Annotated in this window: 32 protein-coding genes; 6 read left to right on the plus strand and 26 right to left on the minus strand. The window is 68.3% G+C overall.

Annotated elements, in window-relative coordinates; all coding sequences use genetic code 11:
- Positions 1-247: 247 nt before the first annotated feature.
- Complete coding sequence (locus tag LCM15_RS04980) at positions 248-991, plus strand: rhomboid family intramembrane serine protease (protein WP_224853737.1); 744 nt, start codon at positions 248-250, stop codon at positions 989-991.
- On the plus strand, positions 988-1,368 hold the full coding sequence (locus tag LCM15_RS04985) for a GFA family protein (RefSeq protein ID WP_224853740.1): 381 nt from the start codon (positions 988-990) through the stop codon (positions 1,366-1,368). Before LCM15_RS04980 ends, LCM15_RS04985 begins: the two co-directional genes overlap by 4 nt.
- Before the next feature lie 184 nt (positions 1,369-1,552).
- Here the strand turns inward: LCM15_RS04985 and LCM15_RS04990 are convergent, their stop codons facing one another.
- The 5 genes from LCM15_RS04990 to LCM15_RS05010 form a co-directional block, all read right to left on the minus strand.
- Positions 1,553-2,344, minus strand: coding sequence for an inositol monophosphatase family protein (locus LCM15_RS04990; RefSeq protein WP_224853743.1), 792 nt, complete (start codon positions 2,342-2,344; stop codon positions 1,553-1,555).
- Between the two features lie 99 nt (positions 2,345-2,443).
- Positions 2,444-2,764 (minus strand): hypothetical protein, encoded by a 321-nt coding sequence (locus LCM15_RS04995; protein ID WP_224853746.1) that lies wholly within the window; start codon positions 2,762-2,764, stop codon positions 2,444-2,446.
- 139 nt (positions 2,765-2,903) lie between these two features.
- Positions 2,904-3,302 carry a hypothetical protein gene (locus LCM15_RS05000; protein ID WP_224853749.1) on the minus strand — a complete coding sequence of 133 codons (399 nt, stop codon included), beginning with the start codon at positions 3,300-3,302 and terminating at the stop codon, positions 2,904-2,906.
- Positions 3,299-3,673, minus strand: coding sequence for a bleomycin resistance protein (locus tag LCM15_RS05005; RefSeq protein ID WP_224853752.1), 375 nt, complete (start codon positions 3,671-3,673; stop codon positions 3,299-3,301). Before LCM15_RS05005 ends, LCM15_RS05000 begins: the two co-directional genes overlap by 4 nt.
- Positions 3,670-4,872, minus strand: a complete 1,203-nt coding sequence (locus LCM15_RS05010) for a pyridoxal phosphate-dependent aminotransferase (protein ID WP_224853755.1) — start codon at positions 4,870-4,872, stop codon at positions 3,670-3,672. The genes LCM15_RS05005 and LCM15_RS05010 overlap by 4 nt, the downstream gene beginning before the upstream one ends.
- Before the next feature lie 108 nt (positions 4,873-4,980).
- Here LCM15_RS05010 and LCM15_RS05015 point away from each other — a divergent pair, with 108 nt between their 5' ends.
- From LCM15_RS05015 to LCM15_RS05025, 3 genes are all read left to right on the plus strand, one after another.
- Positions 4,981-5,376, plus strand: a complete 396-nt coding sequence (locus LCM15_RS05015) for a helix-turn-helix domain-containing protein (RefSeq protein WP_224853758.1) — start codon at positions 4,981-4,983, stop codon at positions 5,374-5,376.
- The gene (locus LCM15_RS05020; protein WP_224853761.1) at positions 5,373-5,633 is read left to right on the plus strand and encodes a succinate dehydrogenase assembly factor 2; all 261 of its coding nucleotides are present in this window, start codon (positions 5,373-5,375) and stop codon (positions 5,631-5,633) included. The genes LCM15_RS05015 and LCM15_RS05020 overlap by 4 nt, the downstream gene beginning before the upstream one ends.
- A gap of 96 nt (positions 5,634-5,729) precedes the next feature.
- The gene (locus LCM15_RS05025; protein ID WP_224853764.1) at positions 5,730-6,227 is read left to right on the plus strand and encodes a MarR family winged helix-turn-helix transcriptional regulator; all 498 of its coding nucleotides are present in this window, start codon (positions 5,730-5,732) and stop codon (positions 6,225-6,227) included.
- A 33-nt stretch (positions 6,228-6,260) separates the two neighbouring features.
- Here LCM15_RS05025 and LCM15_RS05030 read toward each other — a convergent pair whose 3' ends face one another.
- Together LCM15_RS05030 and LCM15_RS05035 are read right to left on the minus strand one after the other, a co-directional pair.
- The gene (locus tag LCM15_RS05030) at positions 6,261-6,989 is read right to left on the minus strand and encodes a DUF1194 domain-containing protein (RefSeq protein ID WP_224853768.1); all 729 of its coding nucleotides are present in this window, start codon (positions 6,987-6,989) and stop codon (positions 6,261-6,263) included.
- Complete coding sequence (locus tag LCM15_RS05035) at positions 6,983-7,417, minus strand: VOC family protein (RefSeq protein ID WP_224853771.1); 435 nt, start codon at positions 7,415-7,417, stop codon at positions 6,983-6,985. Before LCM15_RS05035 ends, LCM15_RS05030 begins: the two co-directional genes overlap by 7 nt.
- Positions 7,418-7,643: 226 nt before the next feature.
- On the opposite strand from LCM15_RS05035, the gene thyX reads away from it, so the two are divergent.
- Complete coding sequence (gene thyX, locus LCM15_RS05040; RefSeq protein WP_224853774.1) at positions 7,644-8,558, plus strand: FAD-dependent thymidylate synthase; 915 nt, start codon at positions 7,644-7,646, stop codon at positions 8,556-8,558.
- 335 nt (positions 8,559-8,893) lie between these two features.
- Here thyX and ureG read toward each other — a convergent pair whose 3' ends face one another.
- The 19 genes from ureG to LCM15_RS05135 all read right to left on the minus strand — a co-directional run bounded on the left by ureG (position 8,894) and on the right by LCM15_RS05135 (position 26,264).
- Positions 8,894-9,526 (minus strand): urease accessory protein UreG, encoded by a 633-nt coding sequence (gene ureG, locus LCM15_RS05045; RefSeq protein ID WP_224853777.1) that lies wholly within the window; start codon positions 9,524-9,526, stop codon positions 8,894-8,896.
- 25 nt (positions 9,527-9,551) lie between these two features.
- A complete protein-coding gene (locus LCM15_RS05050) occupies positions 9,552-10,187 on the minus strand; it encodes an urease accessory protein UreF (RefSeq protein ID WP_224854579.1) in 636 nt (211 codons plus the stop codon).
- Positions 10,177-10,719, minus strand: a complete 543-nt coding sequence (ureE, locus tag LCM15_RS05055; RefSeq protein WP_224853780.1) for an urease accessory protein UreE — start codon at positions 10,717-10,719, stop codon at positions 10,177-10,179. The genes LCM15_RS05050 and ureE overlap by 11 nt, the downstream gene beginning before the upstream one ends.
- Before the next feature lie 136 nt (positions 10,720-10,855).
- Positions 10,856-11,074, minus strand: a complete 219-nt coding sequence (locus LCM15_RS05060) for a DUF1127 domain-containing protein (RefSeq protein WP_224853783.1) — start codon at positions 11,072-11,074, stop codon at positions 10,856-10,858.
- A 156-nt stretch (positions 11,075-11,230) separates the two neighbouring features.
- Complete coding sequence (locus tag LCM15_RS05065) at positions 11,231-11,815, minus strand: hypothetical protein (protein WP_224853785.1); 585 nt, start codon at positions 11,813-11,815, stop codon at positions 11,231-11,233.
- A gap of 24 nt (positions 11,816-11,839) precedes the next feature.
- Entirely contained in the window at positions 11,840-13,588 is a 1,749-nt protein-coding gene (gene ureC / locus LCM15_RS05070; RefSeq protein ID WP_224853788.1) for an urease subunit alpha, read from the minus strand.
- Positions 13,589-13,657: 69 nt separating this feature from the next.
- Positions 13,658-13,945 carry a hypothetical protein gene (locus LCM15_RS05075; RefSeq protein ID WP_224853791.1) on the minus strand — a complete coding sequence of 96 codons (288 nt, stop codon included), beginning with the start codon at positions 13,943-13,945 and terminating at the stop codon, positions 13,658-13,660.
- 29 nt (positions 13,946-13,974) lie between these two features.
- Positions 13,975-14,292: an antifreeze protein gene (locus LCM15_RS05080; RefSeq protein ID WP_224853793.1), complete on the minus strand. Its 318-nt coding sequence runs from the start codon at positions 14,290-14,292 to the stop codon at positions 13,975-13,977.
- A 1-nt stretch (position 14,293) separates the two neighbouring features.
- Positions 14,294-14,599: an urease subunit beta gene (locus LCM15_RS05085; RefSeq protein ID WP_224853807.1), complete on the minus strand. Its 306-nt coding sequence runs from the start codon at positions 14,597-14,599 to the stop codon at positions 14,294-14,296.
- A complete protein-coding gene (locus LCM15_RS05090) occupies positions 14,596-14,775 on the minus strand; it encodes a hypothetical protein (protein WP_224853810.1) in 180 nt (59 codons plus the stop codon). The genes LCM15_RS05085 and LCM15_RS05090 overlap by 4 nt, the downstream gene beginning before the upstream one ends.
- A gap of 23 nt (positions 14,776-14,798) precedes the next feature.
- On the minus strand, positions 14,799-15,101 hold the full coding sequence (locus tag LCM15_RS05095; RefSeq protein ID WP_224853813.1) for an urease subunit gamma: 303 nt from the start codon (positions 15,099-15,101) through the stop codon (positions 14,799-14,801).
- 3 nt (positions 15,102-15,104) lie between these two features.
- Entirely contained in the window at positions 15,105-15,920 is an 816-nt protein-coding gene (locus LCM15_RS05100; protein WP_224853816.1) for an urease accessory protein UreD, read from the minus strand.
- Between the two features lie 178 nt (positions 15,921-16,098).
- The gene (locus LCM15_RS05105) at positions 16,099-16,587 is read right to left on the minus strand and encodes an SAM-dependent methyltransferase (RefSeq protein WP_224853819.1); all 489 of its coding nucleotides are present in this window, start codon (positions 16,585-16,587) and stop codon (positions 16,099-16,101) included.
- 70 nt (positions 16,588-16,657) lie between these two features.
- Entirely contained in the window at positions 16,658-17,488 is an 831-nt protein-coding gene (locus LCM15_RS05110) for a 2-dehydro-3-deoxygalactonokinase (protein WP_224853823.1), read from the minus strand.
- A 72-nt stretch (positions 17,489-17,560) separates the two neighbouring features.
- Complete coding sequence (locus LCM15_RS05115) at positions 17,561-18,319, minus strand: sulfite exporter TauE/SafE family protein (protein WP_224853826.1); 759 nt, start codon at positions 18,317-18,319, stop codon at positions 17,561-17,563.
- A 73-nt stretch (positions 18,320-18,392) separates the two neighbouring features.
- The gene (locus LCM15_RS05120) at positions 18,393-19,382 is read right to left on the minus strand and encodes a hypothetical protein (RefSeq protein ID WP_224853829.1); all 990 of its coding nucleotides are present in this window, start codon (positions 19,380-19,382) and stop codon (positions 18,393-18,395) included.
- A gap of 140 nt (positions 19,383-19,522) precedes the next feature.
- Complete coding sequence (locus tag LCM15_RS05125) at positions 19,523-20,401, minus strand: transglutaminase family protein (protein ID WP_224853831.1); 879 nt, start codon at positions 20,399-20,401, stop codon at positions 19,523-19,525.
- Positions 20,402-20,406: 5 nt separating this feature from the next.
- Positions 20,407-22,794, minus strand: coding sequence for a circularly permuted type 2 ATP-grasp protein (locus LCM15_RS05130; RefSeq protein WP_224853833.1), 2,388 nt, complete (start codon positions 22,792-22,794; stop codon positions 20,407-20,409).
- Between the two features lie 41 nt (positions 22,795-22,835).
- Positions 22,836-26,264, minus strand: a complete 3,429-nt coding sequence (locus LCM15_RS05135) for a DUF2126 domain-containing protein (RefSeq protein WP_224853835.1) — start codon at positions 26,262-26,264, stop codon at positions 22,836-22,838.
- Positions 26,265-26,579 lie beyond the last annotated feature (315 nt).

Raw genomic sequence — 26,579 nt, forward strand, 5'->3', positions numbered from 1 at the left:
CTGCCGCGCCCGCGACCGCGCCGCGCTCGCCGGGTGCGACGGGCCGATCCTGAGCCCGATCACCGGCCTGCCCGACACCGGCCATGCCCGCGCCGAGCGCCATGTCTGCATCGACGCCACCGCCTCGGGCGGAAACGCCGCGCTGCTTGGCGGCAACATGTGAGGCGTGGCGGGCGCGGGCCCCTGCCGCGCCCGCTTTCACGCGTAAGAGCTTGACGCCGCGCGGTTCCGCGCCAAGCTCCTCTCCATGTTTCCGATCCGCGATCACAACCCGTCGGGCCGCACGCCCTATGTCACCTACGGGCTGATCGTGGCCAATATCGTGATCTTCATCAGCTACTGGGGGCTGTTCCGAGACCCGCGCGCGCTCAACGCCTTCTTCATCGACTGGGCGCTGATCCCGGCGCTGGTCACCGAGGGATACGGCCTCAGTGGCCTGCTGACCTCGATGTTCCTGCATGGCGGGCTCACCCACCTTGCCGGCAACATGCTGTTCCTGTTCATCTTCGGCGACAATATCGAGGATGCGCTGGGGCATGTGAAATACTTGGGCTTCTACCTCGCCTCGGGGCTGATCGCGGCGCTGGTGCACTACCTCTCGGCACCGCTGTCGCCGGTGCCGACCGTCGGCGCCTCGGGCGCCATCGCCGGGGTCATGGGGGCCTATCTGCTGATGTTCCCAAGGGCCCGCGTCGATATCCTCGTGATCCTCATCGTAATCTTCAAGATCATCCCGGTGCCCGCCTGGATCATGCTGGCGGTGTGGTTCGCGCTGCAGCTCTTCGGTGGGTTCGGCCCGGCCGGAGACGGCTCTGGCGTCGCCTACTGGGCGCATCTCGGCGGCTTCGTGGCCGGGATGGCGCTGATCGCCCCCACATGGCTGCGCCGCGGCGGCCCGGCCTTCTGGAGCCGCACCCACGGCCACCCGCCGCACCCCGAGGGCCGCTACACCGACACCACCCGTATTCCCAGAATAGGACGCAGACGATGACCGAGGCATTTCGAGAGCCCGTGAAAGCCACCTGCCACTGCGGCGCCGTGGAGCTGCGCGTGACCCTGTCCGACGGGCTCAACACCGCTCGCCGCTGCGACTGCTCGTTCTGCCGCCGCCGCGGCGCCCCGGCGGTCTCGGCGCCGCTGGACGGGATCGAGGTGGTGAAAGGGGCCGACAAGCTGACGCTCTACCAGTTCGGCACCCAGACCGCGCAGCACCATTTCTGCTCGATCTGCGGCATCTACATGTACCACCGCCGACGCTCGAACCCCAACGAGTACGGGGTCAACATGGGCGCGATCGAGGGCGTGAACCCGGCGGAGCACGAGCCCATCGGCTGGGCGGACGGGGTCAACCATCCCTCCGACCGGTAGCGCCCGGCCGCGGGCTTGGGATGCCTCCGGCGGGAGTATTTGGGGACGTAGAGAAGAGGCGGGCGTGGTGCCCGGAGGCAGCGTGTCCGAGGGCATGACGCCACGGGGGAAACCCGGCCGCAGGCGGGGCCGGGCGTGCCTCTGGACGCTGAAGAGGACGGGGGCGCGGGAAACCGCCCCGGCGTCAGACCTCGCGGATGATCTTGGCGAAGCCGTCGAAGATGGCGTTGTTGGCGCAGAGCAGCGCGCCGCTCTCGAGCGGCTCCTGTCCGGCGCGCACGCCGTCGACGAGGGCACCGGCCTCGAGCGCGATGAGATAGCCCGCGGCGATGTCCCAGAGCTTCAGCTCGCGCTCCCAGTAGCCGTCAAAGCGGCCGGCGGCGACATAGGCGAGATCCAGCGAGGCGGCGCCCCAGCGGCGCACCCCGGCGCATTCCGGCATCAGCTTGGCGAGATCCTTCAGCGTTGCCGGCAGGGTGTTCTTGGCGGCGAAGGGGATGCCCGTCGCGAAGATCGCCTCGATCATCCGCGAGCGGCCCGAGACCCGCAGGCGGCGCGAGTCGTTGAGCCAGGCCCCGCTGCCCTTCTCGGCGTAGAACATCTCGTCCTTGGCGGGATCGTAGACCACGGCGGAGACGATCTGGCCCTTATGTTCGAGCGCGATCGACACGCCCCAGTGCGGCAGGCCGTGCAGGAAGTTGGTGGTGCCGTCCAGCGGATCGACGATCCAGCGCCGCGTCGGATCGGCGCCATCCTGAGAACCGCCCTCTTCGGCCAGCCAGCCATAGGTCGGCCGCGCGCCCAGAAGCTCTTCCTTGAGGATGGTCTCGGCGGCGATGTCCGCGCGGCTGACGAAGTCGCCTGCGCCCTTCATCGAGACCTGCAGGTTCTCGACCTCGCGGAAATCCTTGACCAGCGAACGACCCGCCTTGCGCGCCGCCTTGATCATGATGTTGAGATTTGCACTGCCCTGCATGGTCGGATTCCCGGAATTGGTTCAGGCCGCGCGTATACGCGGCCCTTGGGAATTTGCCAAGGGGGCCGCGCTCAGTTGGTCATCCTCGCTCGCTCGCCCTCAGTCGACGAACGCGTCGTGGTAGCCATCGGGGTTGTAGGCGCGCGGCAGGTAGCGGCTTTGCGTGGCCACGATCGTGCGCGGGGACGAGACCGGATCGTAGTAGGTGCCCGCCGTCGGCACGCCGCAGAAGATCACGCCGCCCACGATGACCGGCTGCTTGCCCGAAGGGCAGTAATTCGCCGCCGGGTAGGCCTGGATCAGCGGCTGGCGGCTGGCATCCGCCGTGGCATCGCCCTTGTAGGCATCGTCCCAGGCCAGCGCCTGCGATGCGGAGAGCGACAGCGCCGCGGCAGCAGCGAGAAAGGTGAAGGCGCGCATCTGATTCCCCGTACCCGGATTTGAGAATGTCTCAGTTCCGATCAGCGTATCAGCGTGCGGCAGCGTGTCAAACATCTTGACAAAAATAAGGCAGCCGCCCGTCGGTCCGGCCGCGATAGACCTCGTCGCCCCGAAGGCCTCACTTCTTGACCAGCCGCTCCGCCCGTTTGCGCACCAGAACGCTGCGCAGATCGTGCATCGCCAGCAGCAACGCATCGGTCACCTCGTCGAGCTGCGCGTCGCTGGCCCTGGACTGCGCCCAGTGCGTCGTCAGGTTGAGCCCGTCGATGGCGCGGTGGATATCGTCCATGTCGCGCCGCTCGAGCAGGGCCTGCCGGTCGGCCATCCAGCGCTGAATGGCGCTCAGGTCGGCCTCGCTGAGCACCCGGTCGCCATGCGGCTTGATCTCGCCGCGATTGACGTTGACCACGGCGATCTGGTCCATCTCGATGCGGCGCTGGCGGTTTTCGGCATCGACCCGGAACACCGCCGCGCCGTTCTCGCGGACGCGGAAATAGTAGTCGGGCAGATCGCTCATGCGCTGGCCCCCGTCATGTCCATCACCCGCCAGAGCGAGCCATCCTCATCCACCAGCGCGAACATGCACGGCGCGCCCTCCTGCTCGATGATCCCGGACAGGCGCGGCACCGAGGTCGCATCGACCGGCAGTCCGGCCTGCGAGAAGCGGGCGTGCAGCGCCTCGAGGTCGTCGCAGCGCAGGCAGGCCGAGAACCAGCTCTCGCGCGGGTCGAGCGCGGGATGCGGGAAGAACTCGACCTGCGTGTCACCGAAGCCGAGGATCATCCAGCCTGCGTTGCGGAACCGGGTGTCGAACCCCAGCCTTGCGTAGAACGCCTCGGTCGCGGCGAAGTCGCGCGAGGGCAGATTGGCCGTGATCCCTGCCCTCATGTGAGACCGGCACAGAACGCCGCGATGCGGTCGCAGGCCTTTTCGAGGTTCTCGTCCGAGGTGGCATAGGAGATGCGGAAATTCGGGCTGAGGCCGAAGGCCACGCCGAACACCACGGCGACGCCGTTCTCTTCCAGCAGCGCCTTGCTGAACGCCTCGTCGCTGTCGATCAGCGTGCCGCCCTTCGAGGTCTTGCCCAGCAGGCCCTCGATCGAGGGGTAGACGTAGAACGCGCCCTCGGGGACCGGGCAGGTGATGCCGTCGATCGCGTTGAGCCGCGAGACCACGAGGTCGCGGCGGCGTTTGAACGCCTCGGCGCGCGGCGCGAGGTAGTCCTGCGGGCCGTTGAGCGCCTCCACCGCCGCCCACTGGCTGATCGAGCAGGGGTTGGTGGTCGATTGCGACTGGACCTTGCGCATCGCGGCGATGAGCTCCACCGGGCCACCGGCATAGCCGATGCGCCAGCCGGTCATGGCATAGGCCTTGGAGACGCCGTTGCAGGTCAGGGTGCGTTCGTAGAGCCCCGGCTCGACCTCGGCGGGCGTGCAGAACTCGAACCCGTCATAGGCGAGGTGCTCGTACATGTCGTCGGTCATCACCCAGACATGGGGGTGACGCATCAGCACGTCGGTCAGGGCCTTCAGCTCGTCGCGCGAGTAGCCGGCGCCGGTCGGGTTGGAGGGCGAGTTGAACAGGAACCACTTGGTCTTGGGCGTGATTGCCGCCTCGAGCAGCTCGGGCGTGATCTTGTAACCAAGCTCGGGCTTGCCCTCGATGATCACCGGGGTCCCCTGCCCCAGAAGCACCATGTCGGGATAGCTCACCCAGTAGGGCGCCGGGATGATCACCTCGTCGCCGGGGTTCAGCGTCGCCATGAAGGCATTGTAGAGCACCTGCTTGCCGCCGGTGCTCACGCTGATCTGGGCGGGCGCGTAGTCCAGCCCGTTCTCGCGCTTGAACTTGGCGCAGATCGCCTGCTTCAGCTCGGCAATGCCGTCGGGCGCGGTGTATTTCGTCTTGCCCGCCTCGATCGCCGCGATCGCGGCCTGCTTGATGTTGTCGGGGGTGTCGAAATCGGGCTCTCCGGCACCGAGGCCGATCACGTCCTTGCCCTGCGCCTTGAGCTCGGCGGCAAGCTGGGTCACCGCCACGGTGGGCGAGGGTTTGACGCGGGCGAGGGTGTCGGAAAGAAAAGCCATGGGGCACCGTTTGTGTTGAGGTCGGGACTGTCTTAGGATGCCCCCAGCAACCGTTCAAGCGGCATCCGCCGCGAGGTCAGCGGCCCCGAGGGCCGGGAGGAACGCAGAATGATCGAGCCCAGCGACTGGTATGGCCCCGACGCCGCCACCTTCGGCGACCGCATCGCCGCCGCCCGCGAAGCCGCCGGCATGGGGCAGGAGAAGCTGGCGCGCCGCCTTGGCGTGAAGCTCAAGACCCTGCATGGCTGGGAGAACGACCTGTCCGAGCCGCGCGCCAACCGGCTGCAGATGCTGGCCGGGCTGCTCAACGTGTCGATCGTGTGGTTGCTCACCGGCGAAGGCGAGGGCATACCCGGTCCGGAAGAGACCGAGGCCGCCCTCCCCGCCGATGTGAACGACGCTCTGCTGGAAATCCGCGCCCTCAAGACCCAGATCCAGACCGCCGGCGACCGGCTCGGCCGGCTGGAGAAGACGCTGCGCCGGCTGCTTAAGGAGGACGCATGACCGAGACCCCGGAACACCGCCTGAAGAGGCTGACCATGCGGTCGATGCGCCGCGGCATCAAGGAGATGGACATCATCCTGATGCGCTACGCCGACGCAAGGCTCGCAGGGATGGACGCCGCCCAGCTCGACGCCTACGAGGCGTTGCTCGAGGAGAACGACCAGGATCTCTACCAGTGGGTCTCGGGTCAGCGCCCGGCCCCGGAGCCGCTGCAGCCGCTGATCACCGACATCTCGCAGGTCGCCTGCAATCGCTGAGCTCAAGACGGTTTTTCATGTCTTTGGCGTGATTTAACCGATTGTTGGTGTTTTTCGCCCAAACCTGCCTGTCACAAGGAACAGGCGGAGACGGTGATGAGCATTCATGCCTCCATGGGAAAGAAGCCGTTCAGCGGCTACATGACCGGCTATCTCGAGACGCTGTCGCTCGTGGAACGGCTTCACCGGCTGCTGCTGGACGTCATCAAGGACGAGTTCGAGCGCACGGGCCTGCTCGACATCAACGCGGTGCAGGCGCTGCTGCTCTACAACGTCGGCGACAACGAGGTGACGGCGGGCGAGCTGAAATCGCGCGGCTACTATCAGGGCAGCAACGTCAGCTACAATCTCAAGAAGCTGGTGGAAATGGGCTACATGCACCACCAACGCTGCGAGATCGACCGCCGCTCGGTGCGGGTGCGGCTGACCGCAAAGGGGCGCGATGTGCGCGATATGGTGCAAACCCTGTTCGAGCGGCATTCAGACGGGCTCGAGGGGCGCAACGTCATCGATCTCGACGGGCTCGACAAGATCAACACCTCCCTGCGTCGGCTCGAACGGTTCTGGACCGACCAGATCAGGTACATCTACTAGCGCCCGGCAACGCTCCTGCCCGCGGCAAGCCCCCTAGCGCAGCATTGCCCGGTCGCCGGTCTGCGCGTCGAAGCCACCGATGATCATGTCGTTGAGCTCGCGGAACAGCTTCAGCGTCATCGCCCGACGGAAATCGCTGTAGCCTTGCGCCACCTCGACAAACGCCCCCGGCCCATGCGCCACCTCGCTGCGGAAATACTCCACCACCCTCGGATCCGAGCCCAACACCGCCAGCCCGTTCACCGTGACATCTTCAAACGAAAAATGCAGGTAGGCCTGCTGCGGGCGGAAGCCATCGTTGGTGACGCCATCGCCCGACACGTCGATCACCCGCCGGGCGCAGACCGGCGCGCGGTCGAACATCGTCGAGCCGTACCCCAGAGCATAGCCCATCGCCGTGGGAAAGCGGTTGTGACTGCGCGGCGCGGCGAGGATTTGGCCGATCGCCTGATCGAGCGTCGGCCTGTCGCCAAGCACCGTCCAGTCGAGCACCACGGTCGACTGCCGCCGCCCGCTCCATTCGTAGACACCAAGCACCACGCGCCCTTCGCCCTCGAGGATGGAGCGCGCGATGTCGGGATCGGCCAGCGCCGCGGCCAACCCCTCCTTCTGCAGGCGGTACTCCTCTTCGTCCACCGAGGAGGACACATCGAGCGCCAGCAGAAGCGCAAGCCGACAGCCCTCCGCCGCGGCCGCGCCGGTCCAGAGCGTCAGCCCCAGAACCGCCGCGAGCGCGTGACGAAGGGCCGCCGCGCCTACCAATGCCCCGTATTTTCCATGCTGGCCCAGGGCTCCTGCGGCTCAAGCGCGTCGCCCTCCTGCAGCAGCTCGATCGAGATGTTGTCGGGCGAGCGCACGAAGGCCATGTGGCCGTCGCGCGGGGGTCGGTTGATGGTCACGCCGTTGTCCATCAGCGTCTGGCACATCTCGTAGATGTTCGGCACGGTATAGGCGAGATGGCCGAAATGGCGCGAATCCGACGGCAGACCGTCGTCGCCATCCCAGTTGTAGGTCAGCTCCACGTCGGCGGTGCCGTCCGCCTGATCCGGCGGGCAGAGGAAGACCAGCGTGAAGCGGCCCTGCTCGCTTTCGTTGCGGCGCCGCTCCACGAGCCCGAGAAGCTTGTAGAACGCGATCGACGCGTCGAGGTCCTTCACACGGACCATGGTGTGCAGATACTTGATGCCCATGGGGCACTCTCCTTGTTTCCGGTTCTTGCCAAGAGAGTAGACAGCGCAGCGCATATGTCGAGAGCAGAGGCCCCTGAACGCCTCCCGAAAGCCGCCAACCGCTCCGTCAGCCGGATCACGCCGGCGGGCAAAACTTGGCAGCGGACCACCTGATGTTGTTTTCATCGACCTGTGTTTCCGCCATATATGGGGCTTACCGACTCGCAGACCGAAGAAGGGATTCCCCATGCCGCTCAGCCCGGAACAGCAGGCCGAAATCGACGCGCAGCGCAGCGAGACGCAGCCCACCCTGCGCGCCGTCTCCGCCGGGATGGAGGCGCATCTCTACACCGCCAAGCCGGTGCTCGATCACGGCTTCGTCCGGGTCGTCGACTACATGGGCGACGACGCGGCGATCTGTCAGGCGGCGCGGGTCTCCTACGGACGCGGCACCAAATCGGTGAGCAACGACGAGGGGCTGATCCGCTACCTGATGCGGCACTGGCACTCAACCCCGTTCGAGATGTGCGAGATCAAGCTGCACGTGAAGCTGCCGATCTTCGTGGCGCGGCAGTGGATCCGCCACCGCACCGCCAACGTGAACGAATACTCCGCCCGCTATTCGATCCTCGACCGCGAGTTCTACATCCCCGCGCCCGAGCATCTGGCGGCGCAGTCGGTGACCAACAATCAGGGCCGCGGCGAAGCGCTCGAGGGGGCCGAGGCCGACCGCGTGCTGCGCTACCTGCGCGACGACGCGATGCGCGCCTTCGACCATTACGAAGAGATGATCTCGACCGAGGACCAGCAGGGCCTCGCGCGCGAGCTGGCGCGGATGAACCTGCCTGCCAACACCTACACCCAGTGGTACTGGAAGGTGGATCTGCACAATCTTCTGCATTTCCTGCGCCTGCGGGCCGACAGCCACGCGCAATACGAGATCCGCGTCTATGCCGACGCGATCTGCGAGATGGTCGCCGACTGGGTGCCCTTCGCCTACAAGGCCTTCGAGGATTACCGCATGGGCGGCGCGCAGCTGTCGTCCAAGGCGCTCGACTGCGTGCGCCGGATGCTGAAGGGCGAAGAAGTCTCGCAGGAGAGCTCGGGCATGTCCAAGGGCGAGTGGCGCGAGTTCAGGGCGGTGCTCGACGGGGAAGGCTGAGCGCCTTCCCTGCGGGGACCGGGCCGCCTCGCCAGTTCCCGAAACGATTGGAGTCGCCGCGCATCGCCGGACCGCGGCGCGGCGAAACCACTGCGGCCCCCCGCGATTTAGCCGGGCCAAGTCCGAAAGACCTCGAAGCTGAATGCCCGGCCCTTCCAGAGCGCCGGCCCGTCCGGGCGGGTCTTGCCGAAGGCACGCTTCCAGCATGACCGATGGCGCGCCTCTCGGCGTTTGCTTGCAAACGCCTGCCGGCAACACATCGCGAAGCGCGATGTGTGAGAGGCGGCCTGCGGCCTTGAGTCCGCGCAGGCCGCGTCCGACCGCCGATCGCCGCCTTACTCCGCCGCCTCGACCAGCGGCAGCCCCCCGATGCGCGCCAGCAGCGCGACGATCTCGTCCACGCCCTTGCCATGCCGCAGCGCCGCGAAGACGAAGGGCCGCCCGGCGCGCATCGTGGTGGCATCGCGCTCCATCACCTCGAGCGAGGCGCCGACGTAAGGCGCGAGGTCGGTCTTGTTGATCACGAGGATGTCCGACTTGGTGATCGCCGGTCCGCCCTTGCGCGGGATCTCCTCGCCGGCGGCGGTGTCGATCACGTAGATCGTCACGTCGGCCAGCTCGGGCGAGAAGGTCGCCGAGAGATTGTCGCCGCCGCTCTCGATCAGGATCAGGTCGAGATCCGGGTGCGCCTCGTTGAGCTCGGCAATGGCGGCGAGGTTGATCGAGGCATCCTCGCGGATCGCGGTGTGCGGACAGCCGCCGGTCTCGACCCCCTTGATGCGGTCGAGCGGCAGCACCTGCTGGCGCATCAGCTCTTCCGCATCTTCGCGGGTGTAGATGTCGTTGGTGACCACCGCCATCGACAGCCGGTCGCGCAGGGCGCGCGCCAGCGCCGCGGTCAACGTGGTCTTGCCGGCGCCAACCGGGCCACCGAGGCCGACGCGCAGGGGTCCGTTCGGGGATGCCATCATCTCTCTCCGTTGTGATCTGAGGTCAGGATCTGAATAGCCGGGAATACAGCATGTCATGGCGCTGGCTGGCGATGTCAATCAGCGGCGCGAAGCCGCCGAGATCGTCGAGCTCGGCGCCCAATGCCCGCTCTGCCAGCTCGGCGCAGAGCGGCGCCAGCGCCTGCACCACGCGCTGCCCGTCGGTCTGGCCCAGCGGGATCAGCCGCACGCCGGCGCCCGCGAGGTTCGCGGCAAAGGCCTGCAGGTAAAGCCGGAGCGCCTCGTCCAGGGGCAAGGCCAGCGCTTGCACTGCCAGCCCGACCGCCACCGGATAGGGCGAGGGCGGGATCTCGAGCTCCCAGACCGCCGAGACGGTGGCGGCAAAGGCCCGGCCCTGCTGCTCGGTCTCGAGCCGCCGCTCGGCCGAGGGCGAGAGCGCCAGCCCCAGCTCCGAGAGCATATCGGCGTCCGCGCCCTGCGCCGCCTGCGCCAGCAGCAACGCGTCCGACCAGCCCGCGCCGTGGCGCAGGGCTGCCTCGAGCCAGCCCTGCAACGCGGCGGCATCCGCCACCTGCCCCGCCTGCACCGCCGTCTCCAGCCCGTGCGAATAGGCGAACGCCCCCACCGGGAACGCCGGCGAGAACAGCTGGTGCAGGGTGAGTGCGGCGTCAGTGGTCATGGTCGTGGTGGGCGTGCCCGTGGTCATGCGCGTGAGAGTGGCCGTGGTCGTGCGAGGCGCCCTCCGGCCCGTGGCTGTGCGAGTGGTCGTGGCCGTGAGTCCGGCCGTGGCCATAGGCGCCGCCCTCGGGGGTGAAGGGCTCGTCGACCTCCGTGACCAAAGCGCCGATGCGCTGGAGCATGTCGCGGATCACGTGGTCGCGCTGTATCAGCAGCCGGTCGGGCTCGATCTGGCAGGGCGTGTGCCGGTTGCCGATATGCCACGCGATGCGCGGCAGGTCGTCTCCGCTCACCGCCAGCAGCGGCTCGGACGCGGCCACCACCTCGACCAGCTGCCCGTCGGTGAGCCGGAAGGCATCGCCGTGATCGAGGCTCTCTGTATGGGCCAGATCGACGAGGAAGCCCGCCCCCGAGCCCGCAGTCAGAACCTTGCGGCGCAGGAACCGGTCCTCGTAGGACAGGGTCACGGTGTCCGAGGCGGTGTCCCAGTGGCCCTTGCGGGCGATCTCGTGAGCGGTGCGCAACTGGGTCATGTCAGGTCCTTGGCTGGGGAAACGGCGCGGCGGCAGGGCCGCGAAACGAAGAAGGCCACGGCCCGGACGATCCCGGGCGCGTGGCCTTGATGCATGTCTCCGGCGCGCGCGTCAGGGCGCGCGGCGCGGGCAGAGATCAGAGGTAGTAGACGTCGTGGAAGACGTGGCGCACGATGTCCTCGCGGCGGATGCCACGCTCGGCCAGCTCGGCGTCGGACAGCTTCTGCAGCGCTTCGATGCGGCGCAGGCGCGGGTTCGCTTCGCCCATCGCGACGAGCAGGTTGCCGATCGAGGTCAGAAGACGGGTGAAGAACGGTGCGTCTGCGTGACGCTCGCTTGCGGTCATGAAAGCCATTTGTAGGAACCTTCCTATGTGTGTTCAGGTCCCCTCCCTTGCCAACAAGGTAAGCGATGCTGCCCGAAGCCGCAAATGCTGCATCTGCATTGTCGGCCTTCTGCAGATGCATAGGTCGAAAATGGTTCAATGTTAAACTTTCCACTTGTTTCCCACTCATCGCACCGCCTCGACACTGGTATATATGTACCGGTCTTCGCCATGCGCATGGCTGGATTGCACCAGGTAGGACACTCCAAGCGTCGGAAGCCAGTTTACAAGGTCCGTCACCTCGTAGGCATCCGGGCTGTAGGTCTGGGTGATCGGAATCATATCGAAGGTGCATTCGCCGAGCGTGACCTCGGTCACCGCTCCGAACGCATAGTTCTGGTGCTCGGGCTCGATGCGCCCGCCCTCCTCCACGGTAACATCGACCTCCCAGTCGCCGCCGGGCGTGGGGCGCGGCATCTCGGCGGCCGGCATCGGATAGGAAAACCGCACCTGCGTCTCGGGCAGCAGTTCGCCCTCGGCCAGCCCCACGTTGTCGAGCATGTAGAGCCCCTGCCCCAGCAGCACACGGCTTTGCGCATTGCCGCTGTCATAGACCGAGAGCACCACGTCCGCGCTGACCCGGCGGAACAGCTCGGTGTCACCAGCGCGGGTGCGGAACAGGATCCCGGTCTCGAGATCCCCGGCGGTCGGGCAAGCCGCCGACGCCGCTGTCGGCAGCATCAGCGCCAGCAGAGGCGCAACGAACTTCATCGGCCTGCCCTCTCGTTCTTTGCCTCAGTAGAGGAAATAACGCTGCGCCATCGGCAGCTCGGTGGCCGGCTCGCAGGTCAGCAACTCGCCGTTGGCGCGGACCTCGTAGGTCTCGGGATGGACCTCGATCTGCGGCGTCTCGGCGTTGTGGATCAGGTCCTTCTTGCCGATGCCGCGGGTGTTCTTCACCGCCACCGTCTGCTTGGCGAGACCGAGCGAGGCGCCGATGCCCTCGGCCTGCGCCGCCTCGGAGACGAAGATCACCGCCGAGTTCTCGACCGAGCGGCCATAGGCGCCCCACATGGGCCGCGAATAGACCGGCTGCGGCGTCGGGATCGAGGCGTTGGGATCGCCCATCTGGGCGCAGACGATGGTGCCGCCCATCAGCACCATCTCGGGCTTCACACCGAAGAAGGCCGGCGACCACAGCACCAGATCGGCGCGCTTGCCGACCTCGATCGAGCCGATCTCGCGCGAGATGCCATGCGCGATGGCGGGGTTGATGGTGTACTTGGCGATATAGCGGCGGACGCGGAAATTGTCGTTGCGGCCGGTCTCGTCCGAGAGCCGCCCGCGCTGTTTCTTCATCTTGTCCGCGGTCTGCCAGGTCCGGATGATCACCTCGCCGACGCGGCCCATGGCCTGGCTGTCCGAGGCGATGATCGAGAACGCCCCCATGTCATGCAGGATGTCCTCGGCTGCGATGGTCTCGCGGCGGATGCGGCTCTCGGCAAAGGCCACGTCCTCGGGGATCGACTTGTCGAGGTGGTGGCAGACCATGAGCATGTCGAGATGCTCTTCCAGCGTGTTGCCGGTATAGGGCCGCGTCGGGTTGGTCGAGCTTGGCAGCACGAACTCTTCGCCGCAGATCTTGATGATGTCCGGCGCATGGCCGCCACCCGCGCCCTCGGTATGGAAGGCGTGGATGGTGCGGCCCTTCATGGCGGCGACGGTGTTCTCGACGAAGCCGCTCTCGTTCAGGGTGTCGGTGTGGATCATCACCTGCACGTCCCAGGCATCGGCCACGCTCAGGCAGTTATCGATGGTGGCCGGGGTGGTGCCCCAGTCCTCGTGCAGCTTGAGGCAGCAGGCACCGGCCTTGATCTGCTCTTCCAGCGGCGCCGGCAGCGAGGCGTTGCCCTTGCCGGCGAAGGCGAGGTTCATGGGAAACGCGTCGGCGGCCTGCATCATGCGGCCAAGGTGCCACGGCCCCGGCGTGCAGGTGGTGGCCAGCGTGCCATGCGCCGGACCGGTGCCGCCGCCGAGCATGGTGGTCAGGCCCGAGTGCAGCGCGTCCTCGATCTGTTGCGGGCAGATGTAGTGGATGTGGCTGTCCATGCCGCCGGCGGTGAGAATGCGCCCCTCGCCGGCGATCACCTCGGTGCCGGGGCCGACGATGATGCTCACGCCGGGCTGGGTATCGGGGTTGCCGGCCTTCCCGATCGCGTGGATGCGCCCGTCCCTGAGACCGATATCGGCCTTGTAGATGCCGGTGTGGTCAACGATCAGCGCGTTGGTGATGACGGTGTCCACCGCCCCCTCGGCGCGGGTCGCCTGGCTTTGGCCCATGCCGTCGCGGATCACCTTGCCGCCGCCGAACTTGACCTCCTCGCCATAGACCGGGGCGTTGCCCCCCACCGCCTGCCCCACGGCTTCGGCGGTCAGGTCGCGCTCGACCTCGATGATCAGGTCGGTGTCGGCGAGGCGCAGCCTGTCGCCGGTGGTGGGGCCGAACATGGCGGCATAATCGGCGCGGGAGATGGTGGCTGGCATCGGTGATCCTTGCTCATCAGGTCGGCATCGGCGTCCGCGGCCTCCTGCCGCGCGCCGCTTGTAAGTCGGTCAGACGGGCGTCGCGTCGTCGTGGGCGGCAGGCGGCACCGGTGCGGCGTCGGGCGTCGGGTCTACCCGCGTCTCCGCCCGCTTGCGCCCGCTGCCGGCAAGCGCGACGGGTCCGCAGATCCCCATGCCCATCGCCACCGGCGACATCGGCATCGCCGGGCGAACGCTCCAGAGCGCTTTCTGCTGCACCAGACCGGCCTCGTAGACGGCCCGGGCCATGCGCATCTGGAAGCTCATCATCTCGACCCCCATCTGCATGGCGGCAAATCCCCAGTAAGTCGGCAACATCGTGATACCCTCCTCGATCGATGCGTCGTTCAGGACTTGAAACCTGTCTTCGGCCCGCGCTTGGCGAGCCGTTTGCGGTTCGACCGCGCCTTGCGCTCCAGCGGCCCGGCCCAGGCGAGGACGACCCGCTCGGGCGCGGCGCCGCCCATGACGGCGCGGCTGGCACTCCACCAGCTCTGCATCAGCGCGGGGCTCTTTTCCGCGACCATGCGCACGTTCTCGGACGGATCGACCGACCACAGCCCGGCCATGCCGAGCGTCCGGTACGCCATGACCTGCTGCGCTTCGGCGGCCAGGGAGGCGACCTTCAGGGCGCTGCGCTGCCACGCCAGCATCTGGGCGAACATCTCAGAGCGCTCCCATGATCTTCTGGTTGAAGCCATAGATCTTCCGCGCGCCCGAGATCGGGATCAGGTTGACCTCGCGACGCTGGCCCGGCTCGAAGCGGACGGCGGTGCCCGCCGCGATGTCGAGCCGGTGGCCGCGCGCGGCCTGCCGGTCGAAGTCGAGCGCCGGGTTGGTCTCGGCGAAATGGTAGTGCGAGCCCACCTGCACGGGGCGGTCGCCGGTATTGGCCACCATCAGCGTGATCGCCTCGCGATCCGCGTTGAGGGTCAGCTCCCCCTCGGCGGGGAACAGCTCGCCGGGGATCATTTGCGGCTCCGCAGGCGCGCCGGGGCCATCCGCGCGCCCATTGCCGCGACCCCGAGGAGCGCGAAGGCCAGAAGCCATGCCGCCCCGACATTTGGGGTGAACTGCAGCCCGTCACCGGCGTGCGCGAGGGCCGGGCTGGCGACGAGGACGAGGACGAGGGGAAGTGCGTATTTCATCGGCGTATCCTTCTGAGGGACGGTCAGCGGATCGGGTTGTGGACGGTGACCAGCTTGGTGCCGTCCGGAAAGGTGGCCTCGACCTGCACTTCGTGGATCATGTCGGGGATGCCATCCATGCACTGCTCTGCGGTGATGACCTTGGCGCCGGCCTCCATCATGTCGGCGACCGAGCGGCCATCGCGCGCGCCTTCGACCACGGCGTCGGTGATCAGCGCCACGGCTTCCGGGTAGTTCAGCTTCACACCGCGGGCGAGGCGTTTGCGCGCCACCTCGGCGGCCATTGCGACAAGCAGCTTGTCCTTTTCGCGGGGGGTCAATTGCATGGGTCAGATCATCCAGGGTCGTGGAAGTTCTGCGCCGCTCAGGCGGCGCAGGACGGGGGCAAGGTGGCCCCGCAATGTGTAGCCGTCAACGGAAACCACACGGAGGACCAGAAGTTCCGCCGACAGCGCCGAGAGCCCCGCCGTCTCCGGCAGCATCTCGCGCAGCGGATCGCGCAGCGTGGCCGCTCCGGGGGCGGCATGGATCACCGTCGCCACCGCCCCAGCCCCGTTCGCGATCGCCGGGTGCGCAAGCGTCCCGGCGGCGTCGTCTTGCAGGTGCAGCCGGTCGGCAAAGGCCAGCCGGCCGTCGATGCGCAGGTCGATGCGGTCGCGCAGGCGCAGGTCGTGCAGCACCTCGCCCATGGCGTGACGGCCGAACACCAGCGCCTCGCAGGCGGTCAGCCTCGCGTCACCGGCCATGTCGATGCTCAGCCGCCTGTCGAGCGCACCGCCTTCGAACAGGATGGTCTCCTGTGGCAGCCAGTCGAGCCGCGCCCCCGCCCCGAGCGTGAGCCGGGTCTCGACCCGGCCGGTCTCGGCGGGCAGCGCGCGGTAGACACGCTCGGCGGCCTGCGTGGTCATCACCAGATGCGCGCCCGGCTCGGCGTACGCCTCGACCTCGAAGGCATCGCCGCCGGTAACCCCGCCCGAGCTGTTGAGATACACCGCCTGCAGCGCATCCTTCGGGCGCGGAAACAGCAGCTTGGCGCTTCCCGACATGTGCAGGTCCGAGATCGCCGTGCGACCGTTGCGCAGGCGGGCGCCAAGGCGGGCCTTTCCCCTCGCGCGCTGCGCGGCACTGGCGGCCGGCGCGGTCATCTGCGGCTGATCATATGGGATGGTGCGGCCCTCCTGCGGCAGGCACCCTTGCCAGCCGATGAGGGAAGGACAAGCAGCCACGCCGCCCTGTGCCGCGGCCCGCCCTTCGCGGTGCATTGGAATGCGCACGGAGCAGGCGACATGGCGGGAAATGCCCGCAAACCGGGCAGAATGTAAATCACCAGCCCTGCGCGTCCTCGGCACGCTTCTGCCGCCCCTGATCGCAGCGCGCCGGCTTGAGGTCGAGCAGCGGCGTTCCATCGAGACAGTCGAGCCCGCGTACCACCAGCACCGGCCCGTCGCGGCGCACGAGCCGGACCATCGAGCTGCCGATCGGGTTGGGGCGCTGCGGCGAGCGCAGGCTGAAGGTGCCGCGCGGCCCGTCGCTGCCGCGCGGGCGCTGGGTGAGCAGGTCGCGACGCGAGCGGTCGAGCCAGTAAAGCAGCTCCAGCCAGTCCTTGCCGTCGATCCCCGCCAGCGCCGGCTCAAACCAAGGATCGAGCTCGACCCGGCACTCGGGCCCCTCCTCCGGATCGCGCTGCCGCGGACAGTCGGCGCGCGTCAGGAACGGTGTGCGGATGCGCCCGATGAAGCGCAACCGCGCGTCATCCGCGGGCGGCAGCTCGACGGTGGTTTCTCCGGGGCGGATCTCGGACTCTTGCGACATCGGCAGATCTCCTTGCTTTGGCAGCAGCCTAGCGCCTCGCACGCGGCGCCGCCACGGGATCACGCAGGGGTCAGCCCTTGCGCGCCGCCTTCAGCCCCTCGAGCGCCATGCGCGCACCGTCGGCCACGACCACCGGCACAGCCTGCGCCTCGAGCGCCAGGCGGTAGGGCTGGGCGGCATTGCCCTCGGCGACGATAGCGACGCTCTGGCCCAGCCAATAGGGCTTGGCCGCGGCCAGCTCCATGCCCACGAGAAGCCCCATGGCGCGCGAGGCGGCGAGGCTGTCGGAAAGACCGCTGAGCTGGCGCTCGGCGCGGATCACCGCAAGTTCGCCGGCGAAATTGGCCGGGCGGCCCATCGCCTGATCCGCCGCCTGCAGCAGCGCCTCCTCGTCGAAGGCGGCGGGCGCGTCGACACCAAGCGCCTCGGGCGCGCCCAGCAGGTCAAACAGCGTGCCGGTCAGAAAACTGCGAAAGCTGACGATCTCGCCCGCGCTCACATGCACCCAGCGGCTCTGCGCCCCGGGCAGGCAGATCACGCCGTCGAAGCGCGGATTGAGCGCGAGAAAGCCGGCCACGCGGGTCTCTTCGCCGTGCAGCACGTCGACCGGGCGCTCCTGTGCGATGCCGGGAAGGCGGTGCAGATCGCCGTCGCGCTGCGCCTGCGCCAGCGTTGGCGGGGCGCAGGGCACGGCGGCGAAGGGCAGCGTCGCCGCACCGCTGAGCACCGCCTGCGTGCCCGGCGCGAGGCCCGGCAGCGCGTGGCTCAGCGTGCGCGAGAGATCCTCGCCCGCGTCCGCAATGCACGCACTCTGCGCCAGAACGGTCCCATCCTCGGCCATCTGCCAGAGGCGCAGGCGGCCCTCGCGGTGTTCGGCGGCGATCCAGTCGGGTGATGTCATGGGCAGCGCTCCTTCTTGGGGCGACAGGTACGCGCCGCGCCGCCCCGGTTCAAGGCCGCCGGGCGGCGCGCCTCAGGGCCACCACGCCTGCCCGACCTCGGCCAGCAGCTTGAGGCAGAGCAGCCCCAGCGCCACGTTGACCAGCGCGAAGAAGGCGCGTTCCGGCAGCCAGCGGGTGACGCGATAGCCCGACCACGCGCCGATGAGCGCCAGCGGTGCAAGCACCGCGATCTGCCTGAGGCTCTCCCACGAGACCTGCCCGGCAAGGATGTAGGGCGGCAGCTTCATCCAGTTGATGCAGGCGAAGGTGATGGTGGCGGTGCCCGCGAAGGTCATCTTGGGCATCTTTTGCGGCAGGGTATAGGCCTGAAACGGCGGCCCGCCGGCATGGCTGATATAGCTGGTGAACCCCGCCAGCGCGCCCCAGAACAGCCCGCGCGGCACGTCCGCCGGGCGGGCGGCGACATCGCCCGCCAGCCGCTTGCGCAGCGCATCGGCAAGATAGCCGAGCCCGATCAGCGCCACCACGAGCTTGGTTGCCTCGACCGGCACACGCGAGACCAGCAGGAAGGCGACGAAGATGCCGATGGCGGCCGCCGGGATCAGGATCTTCAGGTTGCGCGCGGAATAGTGCCCGCGAAACAGCCAGACCGCGTAGACATCGGCGAGGATGTACATCGGCAGCAGCAGGCCCGCGGCTGCGGCGGGGGCGATGAAGATCGACAGGATCGGCACGCCCATCATCGCCATCATCGGCAAGCCGCCCTTCGACATGCCGACAAAGAACGTCGCCGCCCCGGCCGCGATCCAGAAAGCCAACGTCTGTTCCAATGCCCGCCCCTTGCTTGCCTCACCGACCCGCCCGTCATGCACCCAAGCCGCGGCGGCGAAAAGGCAAAAGCGGTCAGGCGGCTTCCTGGGAATGCGCCTTGAGCATCGGAGAGGTCAGCTCGACATCCTCCTGCAGCGGGCGGTTGGGCTGCAGCCCCGCCGCCTTGAGATCGTCGTGATAGGCGCGCACCGCCTCGCGCGAGGACATGCCGTCGCGGATCACCCGGCGCATCGCGACCAGCATCAGCACCGGATCCTCGCAACTGAAGCTCTCGCGGCTGAAGCTTGCCAGCCGGGCGCCGTGGCGCTCGGCCTGCGCCAGCCGCTCGAGGCAATCGCGGGTGGTGCCGTTCGGGCAGCCGGTGATGCCGATGACGATGCGCGAGGGATGCCAGCCGGCCAGCTCCTCGGTGGCGGCGGGGCCGTGGTAATCGACCTCGATGAAGATCGGCCGCTCGCGGCGGGCGACCCCGGCGAGGCTTCGGATCAGGATGTCATTGCGGAAGGCGGCATACTCGGCATCGCCGGTGTCGATCTTCATCTTCGGGTCCGAGACCTGCAGGAAATGCCGGATCGCGACCTTGCTGGCGATGTCGCGAAACTCGCAATAGGCGGTGAGCGTGGCATGATCGTGTTCGGGACTGTTGTAGAAGGTCATGCCGTAAAGCCCGAGATTGGCCACCGGCTTGACCGCGTCGAGCCGGGCGGAGCGGAACGGCAGCGCCGGATGGGCCGGGTAGGTGCCGCCGCGCACGCGCCACACGTCCGTCGGATCGTTGAGCCGCACCGCCGGCGTGGCGGTGGCGCGGGCATAGACGCCGGATTCCGCCAGCATCTCGGCAGTGGAGAGCGAGGTCAGCACGATATCGGCAAGGTCGCTTTCGATCACCCGTCGCACGTCGGCCCGGTAGGCGGCCAGCGGGCGCGGCCGCCCCAGCCCGTCGCGCCCGGTCGCCGAACAGCCGCGCAGCAGATCGGCATCCTTGGCGAAGGTGATGATGAAGTCCCCACTGCTATAATCCTCGGCCGTGATCTTGGCGAGTTTCTCGTCGATGCGTCTCATGTCTGCGGGTCCGCCATGCCATCTTGCCGTCTTGTTGTACTGCCGGCTTGCCATCTTGCCGTGTTGCGCCACGCCCGGCAGGGCCGGAGGCGCAACGATCGAAGCTTAGCCGCATATCGCTTACGCAATGGTAAACGCGCTCAGACCGGCACGACGTCGACGTGATGGGTCGTCCGGTGCGAGCCCGAGGAGCGCAGCGAGCCCTTGACCGGCGCCACGTCGGAATAGTCGCGACCGAAGGCCACGGCGACGTGATCACTGCCGGCGCGGATGGCGTTGGTGGGATCGAAGGCAACCCAGCCCGCCTCTGCGCCGCACCAGGCCCGCACCCAGGCGTGCATGGCGTCGGCCCCCTCGAGCCGCTTTTGTCCTTCCGGCGGGGTCGTGCGCAGAAAGCCCGAGACGTAGCCCGCGGGGATGCCCAGGGCGCGCAGCCCGGTGATCATCACGTGGCTGATATCCTGACAGACGCCGCGACGGGCGCGGAAGGCCTCGATCGGCGTGGTGGTGACCTCGGTGGCGCCGGGATCGAAGGCAAAGGCGTCGTGCAGCGCCGCGCTCACCGCGTCGACCGCCGCCAGCGCCGACAGCCCCGGCGCCACGCAGTCCCGCGCGAAGGCGGCGATCTCGGGCTCGGGGCGCAGCCGCGGCGAGGCGCCGACGAAGTGGTGCGGGCTTTCCGGCGCGATGCTGTGGATCTGCGCCACCTCGCGCGGCACGTCCTCGAGCGCGCAGGACAGATCCAGCCCGTGCGCCGGCTCGTAGCGCAGCACCCGCCCCTTGAACAGAAAGTCGATCTCCGACAGCCGGCGCCCATGCGCCAGCTCGGTGCAGGGGTTGCCGAAGAAATCGAGCTCGTCGATGCGATGATCCGGGGCCGGGTCGGTGGTCACCGTGCCGTAGAGTAGCTGCTGGTCCGGCAGGGTGCGGGGCAGCATCCGCAGCAGCGTGCGGCTGGCCGCCGCCGGGTTCTGGTAGCGGTAGGCGATGCGCAGGGTGATGTCGTATGTCTGGCTCATGGGCGTCAGCTCAGGTACTGCGCGGTGAGCGCTTCCGAGATTGCCGCAAGCTCGCGGCGGGTGCGCGACAGGCGCCGCGCGGTGATCTGTTCGGGCGTGGCCACCGCCAAGGCGGTCTGCAGCATCAGGATCTTGCGCCCGGCCTCGCCCACGCCCTGGGCCCCGGACAGTTCGGCCAGCTTGCTCTCGTCCTCGCGCACCCGGTCGATCTGGAACAGGATCGAGCGCGGGTTGTCGCGGTCGAGCGCCAGCATGTCGATCACCGTGTCGCGGGAGGTCTCGACCGAATAGCGGCGGCGGTGGGTCATCACGCTGTCGCCGATCTCGACCGTGGCATCGAGCCCGCCGTCAAGTCCCTCGGCCATGGCAAAGCTCGCCAAAACCGAGGCCATGTGGTCGGCCCGCTCGAGCGCCCGCCCGAGCGACAGGAAGCGCCAGCCGAGGAAGCGGAACATGTTCTCGTGCACGAGGCCCGAGAAGCCCGCGGTCTTGCGCAGCAGCACGCTCATGGCGCGGGCGGCATCGTCCCCCGGCGCGACGCGCTCCGACAGCTCGCGGGCGCTGTCGGCGAGATCGTTGAGGGCGGTCCAGCCGTCGGTGGAGAAGCGGTCGCGCACCTTGCTGGCGCAGGTCAACGCCGCGTCGAGATGGCTCAGCAGCGCCTCTGGCACCGGCTCGCGCGTGTCGACGCCGTAGCTTTCGAGGAACCGGCCAAGGCGGTCGACCAGCGGCACGGTGCGCCGGCCGTATTCCTCGAGCCGCAGATGGTAGGCGCGCAGCACCCGCACGCTGCCCTCCGCGCGCTCGACATAGCGCCCGAGCCAGTAGAGATTGTCTGCCGCCCGCGCCGGGAGAAGCCCCGGAAGACGACGCAGGAACGGACCGCTCTGCGCGCGGGCGAGCGTGTCCTGCACCACCGGCTGGTCGGCCATGATCCATACATCCGCCACCGAGCCGCCGGCCTGCATCCCGAGCGTCGTGGGATCGCCGCCGCGCCCGATCCGGGCGTAGCCGCCGGGCATCACCGCCCAGCCATTGGGGGTGCGCGCCGCGAACACACGCACCACCATGGGGCGCGGCACCAGCTTGCCGTCGATCATCGCGGGCGTGGTGGACAGCGTCACCGCCTCCTGCCCCACCAGCTGCGCGCCCTCGCGCTCGATCCAGTCCGACACCGACCCGTCGGCCCCGCAGGGAAACCTGCCGGCCACGGCGGTGTTCGCCTCGATGTCGAAGGGCAGCTTGGTCGATTGCGCCGAGCCGATCATCATGCGCTCGAGATTGGCCTTCACGTAGCTTTTCTCGGTCTCCTGACCGCACCACCACGTGGCGATGTTGGGCAGGCGCAGCGGCGCGCCGATCAGGTGGCGCGCGATGCGCGGCAAGAAGGCCATCAGCGCCCGGCTCTCGAGCACGCCCGAGCCGAGGCAGTTGACCATGTCCATCGCCCCCGCCCGCAGCGCCGCCACCATGCCGGGCGTGCCAAGCGCCGAGGTCTCGTCAAGCTCGAGCGGGTCGGCGAAGCGCGAGTCGAGGCGCCGCCAGAGCACGCCCACCGGCTCAGGGCCATTGATGGTGCGCACCGCGAGGCGTCCGTCTTGCACCGTGAGATCCTCGCATTCCAGCAGCGAAAAGCCGAGGTAGCGGGCGATATAGGCGTGTTCGTAATAGGTGTCGGTGTGCTGGCCGGGCGTCAGGATGCCGACCCGCCCCTCGCCGTCGCCGCGCAGCCCGTTCATCGCGTCGCGGAAGCTGCGGAAGAAGCCGGCGAGGCGCTCGATATTGGTGGTCTGGAACAGGTCGTGGAAGATCCGCGTCGAGGCCATCCGGTTTTCCAGCGCGAACCCCGCCCCCGAGGGCGCCTGAGTGCGGTCGCCGAGCACGAACCAGCTGCCGTCGGGCGAGCGGCCAAGCTCGAAGGCGAGGAAGTGCAGGTAGTGCCCCGAGCGCGGTTTCATCCCGACCACCGGGCGCAGCCATTCAGGATTCTGCGCCACCAGATCGGCGGGCAGGAAGCCGTCCCGCACGAGGTCGCCGGGCCCGTAGAGATCGGCCATCACCCGCTCGAGCAGCTCGGCGCGCTGCGCGATGCCGTCGGCGAGCGCCGCCCATTCGGCCTCGGCGATGACCACCGGCACGTGACTCAGCGGCCAGCCGCGCATCAACGAGCCGGTCTCCGCGTCCATGCCCGTGCCGCTGTGCTGGCGGAAATAGACGCCAGTGTCGTGCAGGTACTGATCGCCACGGGCGAAGGCGCGGGCCAGCGTCTCGGCGCTTTGCCCGGCGAGATGACGCATCAACGGATCCCACACCGGGCGCATCGAGCCGTCAGCGCGTTTCAGCTCGTCGGCCACGCCCTCGATCGGGGCGTAGCCGGAAAGGAAGCGCGTCATCTGCTCCGGCGTCATGGAGATCACCCCATCCTGCAAACTGCTCAGAGGCCGGGCATCCGGCGCAGATCGAGCGTCATCGGAAACTCCGGATGCGGATGCTCGGGTGCCGGCCAATAGGAGCCGGGGGTATGACCCATCTTCTCGAATCGCGCAAGGCGCCGCGCGTCGGCCTCGTTGGTGTTGACCGGGAAGGTGTCGTAGTTGCGCCCGCCCGGATGCGCCACGTGATAGGTGCAGCCGCCCAGCGCCCGGCCGGTCCAGGTGTCGAAGATGTCGAACACCAGAGGCGCGTTGACCGGCAACGTTGGGTGCAGCGCCTCGGCCGGCTGCCACGCCTTGAAGCGCACGCCGCCGACCTTCACGCCGCTGGCCTTGGTCCCTGCCAGCGGCACCGGCCGCTTGTTGCAGGTGACGATGTAGCGGTCCGGGTCCATCGCGGTGAGCTGCACCTGCATCCGCTCGACCGAGCTGTCGGTGTAGCGCACGGTGCCGCCGATGGCGCCGCGCTCGCCCAGCACGTGCCACGGCTCGAGCGCCTGATTGAGCTGCAGGTGCACGCCCTCGTACTCGACCTCGCCCGCGAAGGGGAAGCGGAACTCCTTCTGCGCCTCGTACCACTCCGAGCGGAACGCGAAGCCGTGGCCCTTGAGATCGCGCAGCACCTCGAGGAAATCCTCCCAGACGAAATAGGGCAGCATGAAGCGGTCATGCAGCGTGGTTCCCCAACGCACCGGACGGCCCTGCACCGGGGCCTTCCAGAACCGCGACAGCAAGGCGCGGATCAGCACCTGCTGAGCGAGGCTCATTCTGGCATCGGGCGGCATCTCGAAGCCGCGGAACTCGACGAGGCCAAGGCGACCCGTCGGCCCGTCGGGCGAGAACAGCTTGTCGATGCAGATCTCGGCGCGGTGGGTGTTGCCGGTCACGTCGATCAGCATGTTGCGCAGCAGCCGGTCGGTCAGCCATGGCTGCGGCGGCGCGCCCTCTTCCGGCCCGGGGAAATGCGACAGCGCGATCTCGAGCTCGTAGAGGCTGTCATGCCGGGCCTCGTCGATGCGCGGGGCCTGGCTGGTCGGGCCGATGAACAGCCCCGAGAACAGGTAGCTCAGCGATGGGTGCTGCAGCCAGTAGAGGATCAGCGAGCGCATCAGGTCGGGCCGGCGCAGGAACGGGCTGTCGAGCGTCGTTGCGCCGCCCACCACCACGTGGTTGCCGCCCCCCGTGCCGGTATGCTTGCCGTCGATCATGAACTTGTCGGCGCCAAGACGGCTCTGGCGGGCCTCCTCGTAGACCGCCTCGGTGATCTCCTTGCACTCCTCCCAGCTGTGGGCGGGATGGATGTTGACCTCGATCACCCCCGGATCGGGCGCCACGCGGATCACGTTCATGCGGCTGTCATGCGGCGGGGTGTAGCCCTCGATATGGATCGGCAGGCCAAGCTGCGCGGCGGTCTCCTCGGCGGTGGCGAGCAGTTCGAGGTAATCCTCCAGAGCCTCCACCGGTGGCATGAACAGGCACAGGCGCCCGTCGCGCGGCTCGATGGCGATGGCGGTGCGCACCTGCCCGCCCTCGGGATCGACGCCCTGCTCCATGACCCTCTGCCGCCGCCCGGCGGCGCGCGCCTCCGAGACCGGCTGTTCGTGGCCCGGCGTCACCTCCGGCAGGACCGCGGCCTCCTCCTCGGCCATCTTCGCCTCGTCCCGCGCGATGCGCTCGAGCTCGTCCATCAGGGCGCGGCGCTGTTCCTCGCGCTCGGCATGGACATCTGGCAGCGGCGTGACCGGCACCGAGGGATCGGTCGGATAGACATAGGGATAGGCCGACGGCGCGATATAGGGCAGCGCGCCCAGTGGCAGGCGGAAGCCCACCGGGCTGTCGCCGGGGATCAGGAACAGGTGCCCGCGCCGGGTCGTCCAATGCTCCGAGCGCCAGCGCGTCACGGGCTGCGCCTTCGACTGCCAGCGCTGGATCGGCAGCACGTAGCCCGCCGCCGTCTCGAGCCCGCGCGAGAACACCTTGGCGATGCGCGCCCGGGTTTCGGGGTCCTTGAGCTTGCTGTCCTCGGGGGTGACGTTGGCCGGCAGATCCGCCTCCCTGAGGATCCACTCGACCGGGTCCTCGTAGGTCGGACGCACATAGTCGGCCTCGAGCCCCAGGTTCTTCGCAAAGGCCGACATGAACCGGTCGGCCTGCGCCGCATCGGCGCCCGTCGCGGTCTCCTTCGCGACCAGATCGGGGTTCTTCCAGATCGGCAGCCCGTCGCGGCGCCAGTAGAGCGAGAAGGTCCAGCGTGGCAGCGTCTCTCCGGGATACCACTTGCCCTGCCCGTAATGCAGGAACCCGCCCGGCGCGAAGCGCTCGCGCAGGCGCCGGATCAGGGTGTCGGCGCGGTCGCGCTTGGTCGGACCCACGGCGGCGGTGTTCCACTCGGCGCTCTCGAAATCGTCGATGCTGACGAAGGTCGGCTCGCCGCCCATGGTCAGCCGCATGTCCTGTTCGGCGATTGCGGCATCGACCGTTTCGCCCAGCGCATCGAGCGCCTGCCATGCCTCGTCGGAGAACGGCTTGGTGATGCGCGGATGTTCGGCCACGCGGGTGACCTGCATGTCGAAATCGAAGTCCACATGCGGGTTGCCCACCGCCGAGAAGCCACCGGTGATCGGGGCGGCGTTGCGGTAATGCGGCGTCGCGGCCAGCGGTATGTGGCTTTCGCCGGTCAGAAGGCCCGAGGTCGGGTCGAGCCCGATCCAGCCGGCCCCGGGCAGGAACACCTCGCACCAGGCGTGCAGGTCGGTGAAATCGTGATCGGTGCCCGAGGGACCGTCGAGCGCCTGCAGGTCGGGCTTCAGCTGGATCAGGTAGCCCGAGCAGAACCGCGCCGCGAAGCCGAGATTGCGCAGGATCTGCACCAGCAGCCACGAGCTGTCCCGGCACGACCCGCGCTTGTGCTGCAGCGTCTCTTCCGGGGTCTGCACCCCGGGCTCCATGCGCACGATGTAATCGATATGCGTCTGCAGCCTGGCGTTGATGTCGACAAGGAAGTTGACCGTGTTGACCGGCTCGCGCGGGATGCTTTGCATGTAGGCGGCAAGATGCGGGCCAACCTCGTCGGGGCGGGCGTAGATGCGCAGGTCGTTGCGGAACTCGTCGGGGTATTCGAAGGGCCACGTCTGCGCCTCTTCATCGACGAAGAAGTCGAACGGGTTGTAGACCGTCATGTCGGCGACGAGATCGACCTCGATCCTGAACTCGGTCACAGGCTCGGGGAACACGTAGCGCGCCAGCCAGTTGCCGTAGGGATCCTGCTGGTGGTTCACGAAATGCCCCTCGGGCCCGACCTTGAGCGAATGCGAGATCACCCGCGTGCGCGAATGCGGCGCCGGCCGCAGCCGGATCAGTTGCGGGCCGAGCGTGACCGGACGGTCGTACTTGTAATGCGTCAGGTGGTGAATGCTTGCCGTGATGGCCATGGGAGCGGTCCGCCCGTGCTGCTGCCTCTGGGATCGGGGGCAGAAGAGCTTGGATACAGGCCCTTGTAAAGCGTGCCGCTTCCCCCGGCACGGCCCGGACCCGCCGCTGCACAGATCCCGTGCGCTGGTATTGGCTGAGGCGCCGGCGGCGCTGCCCACCATCGTGCCAAGGCGGACAAACCGGAGAGTGGGGGCGCTGCCCCCGTCGCAGCAAGCTGCGACTCCCCCGAGGTATTTTTGAACCAAAGAAGAGCGAGGCGTGGTGTGGGGTGATGAGGCGAAGCGTCTGACCGGGCGGTCGACGGCTACGGGGTG

It is taken from the genome of Salipiger bermudensis (genome assembly GCF_020171625.1).
GTDB classification, from domain to species: domain Bacteria; phylum Pseudomonadota; class Alphaproteobacteria; order Rhodobacterales; family Rhodobacteraceae; genus Salipiger; species Salipiger bermudensis_B.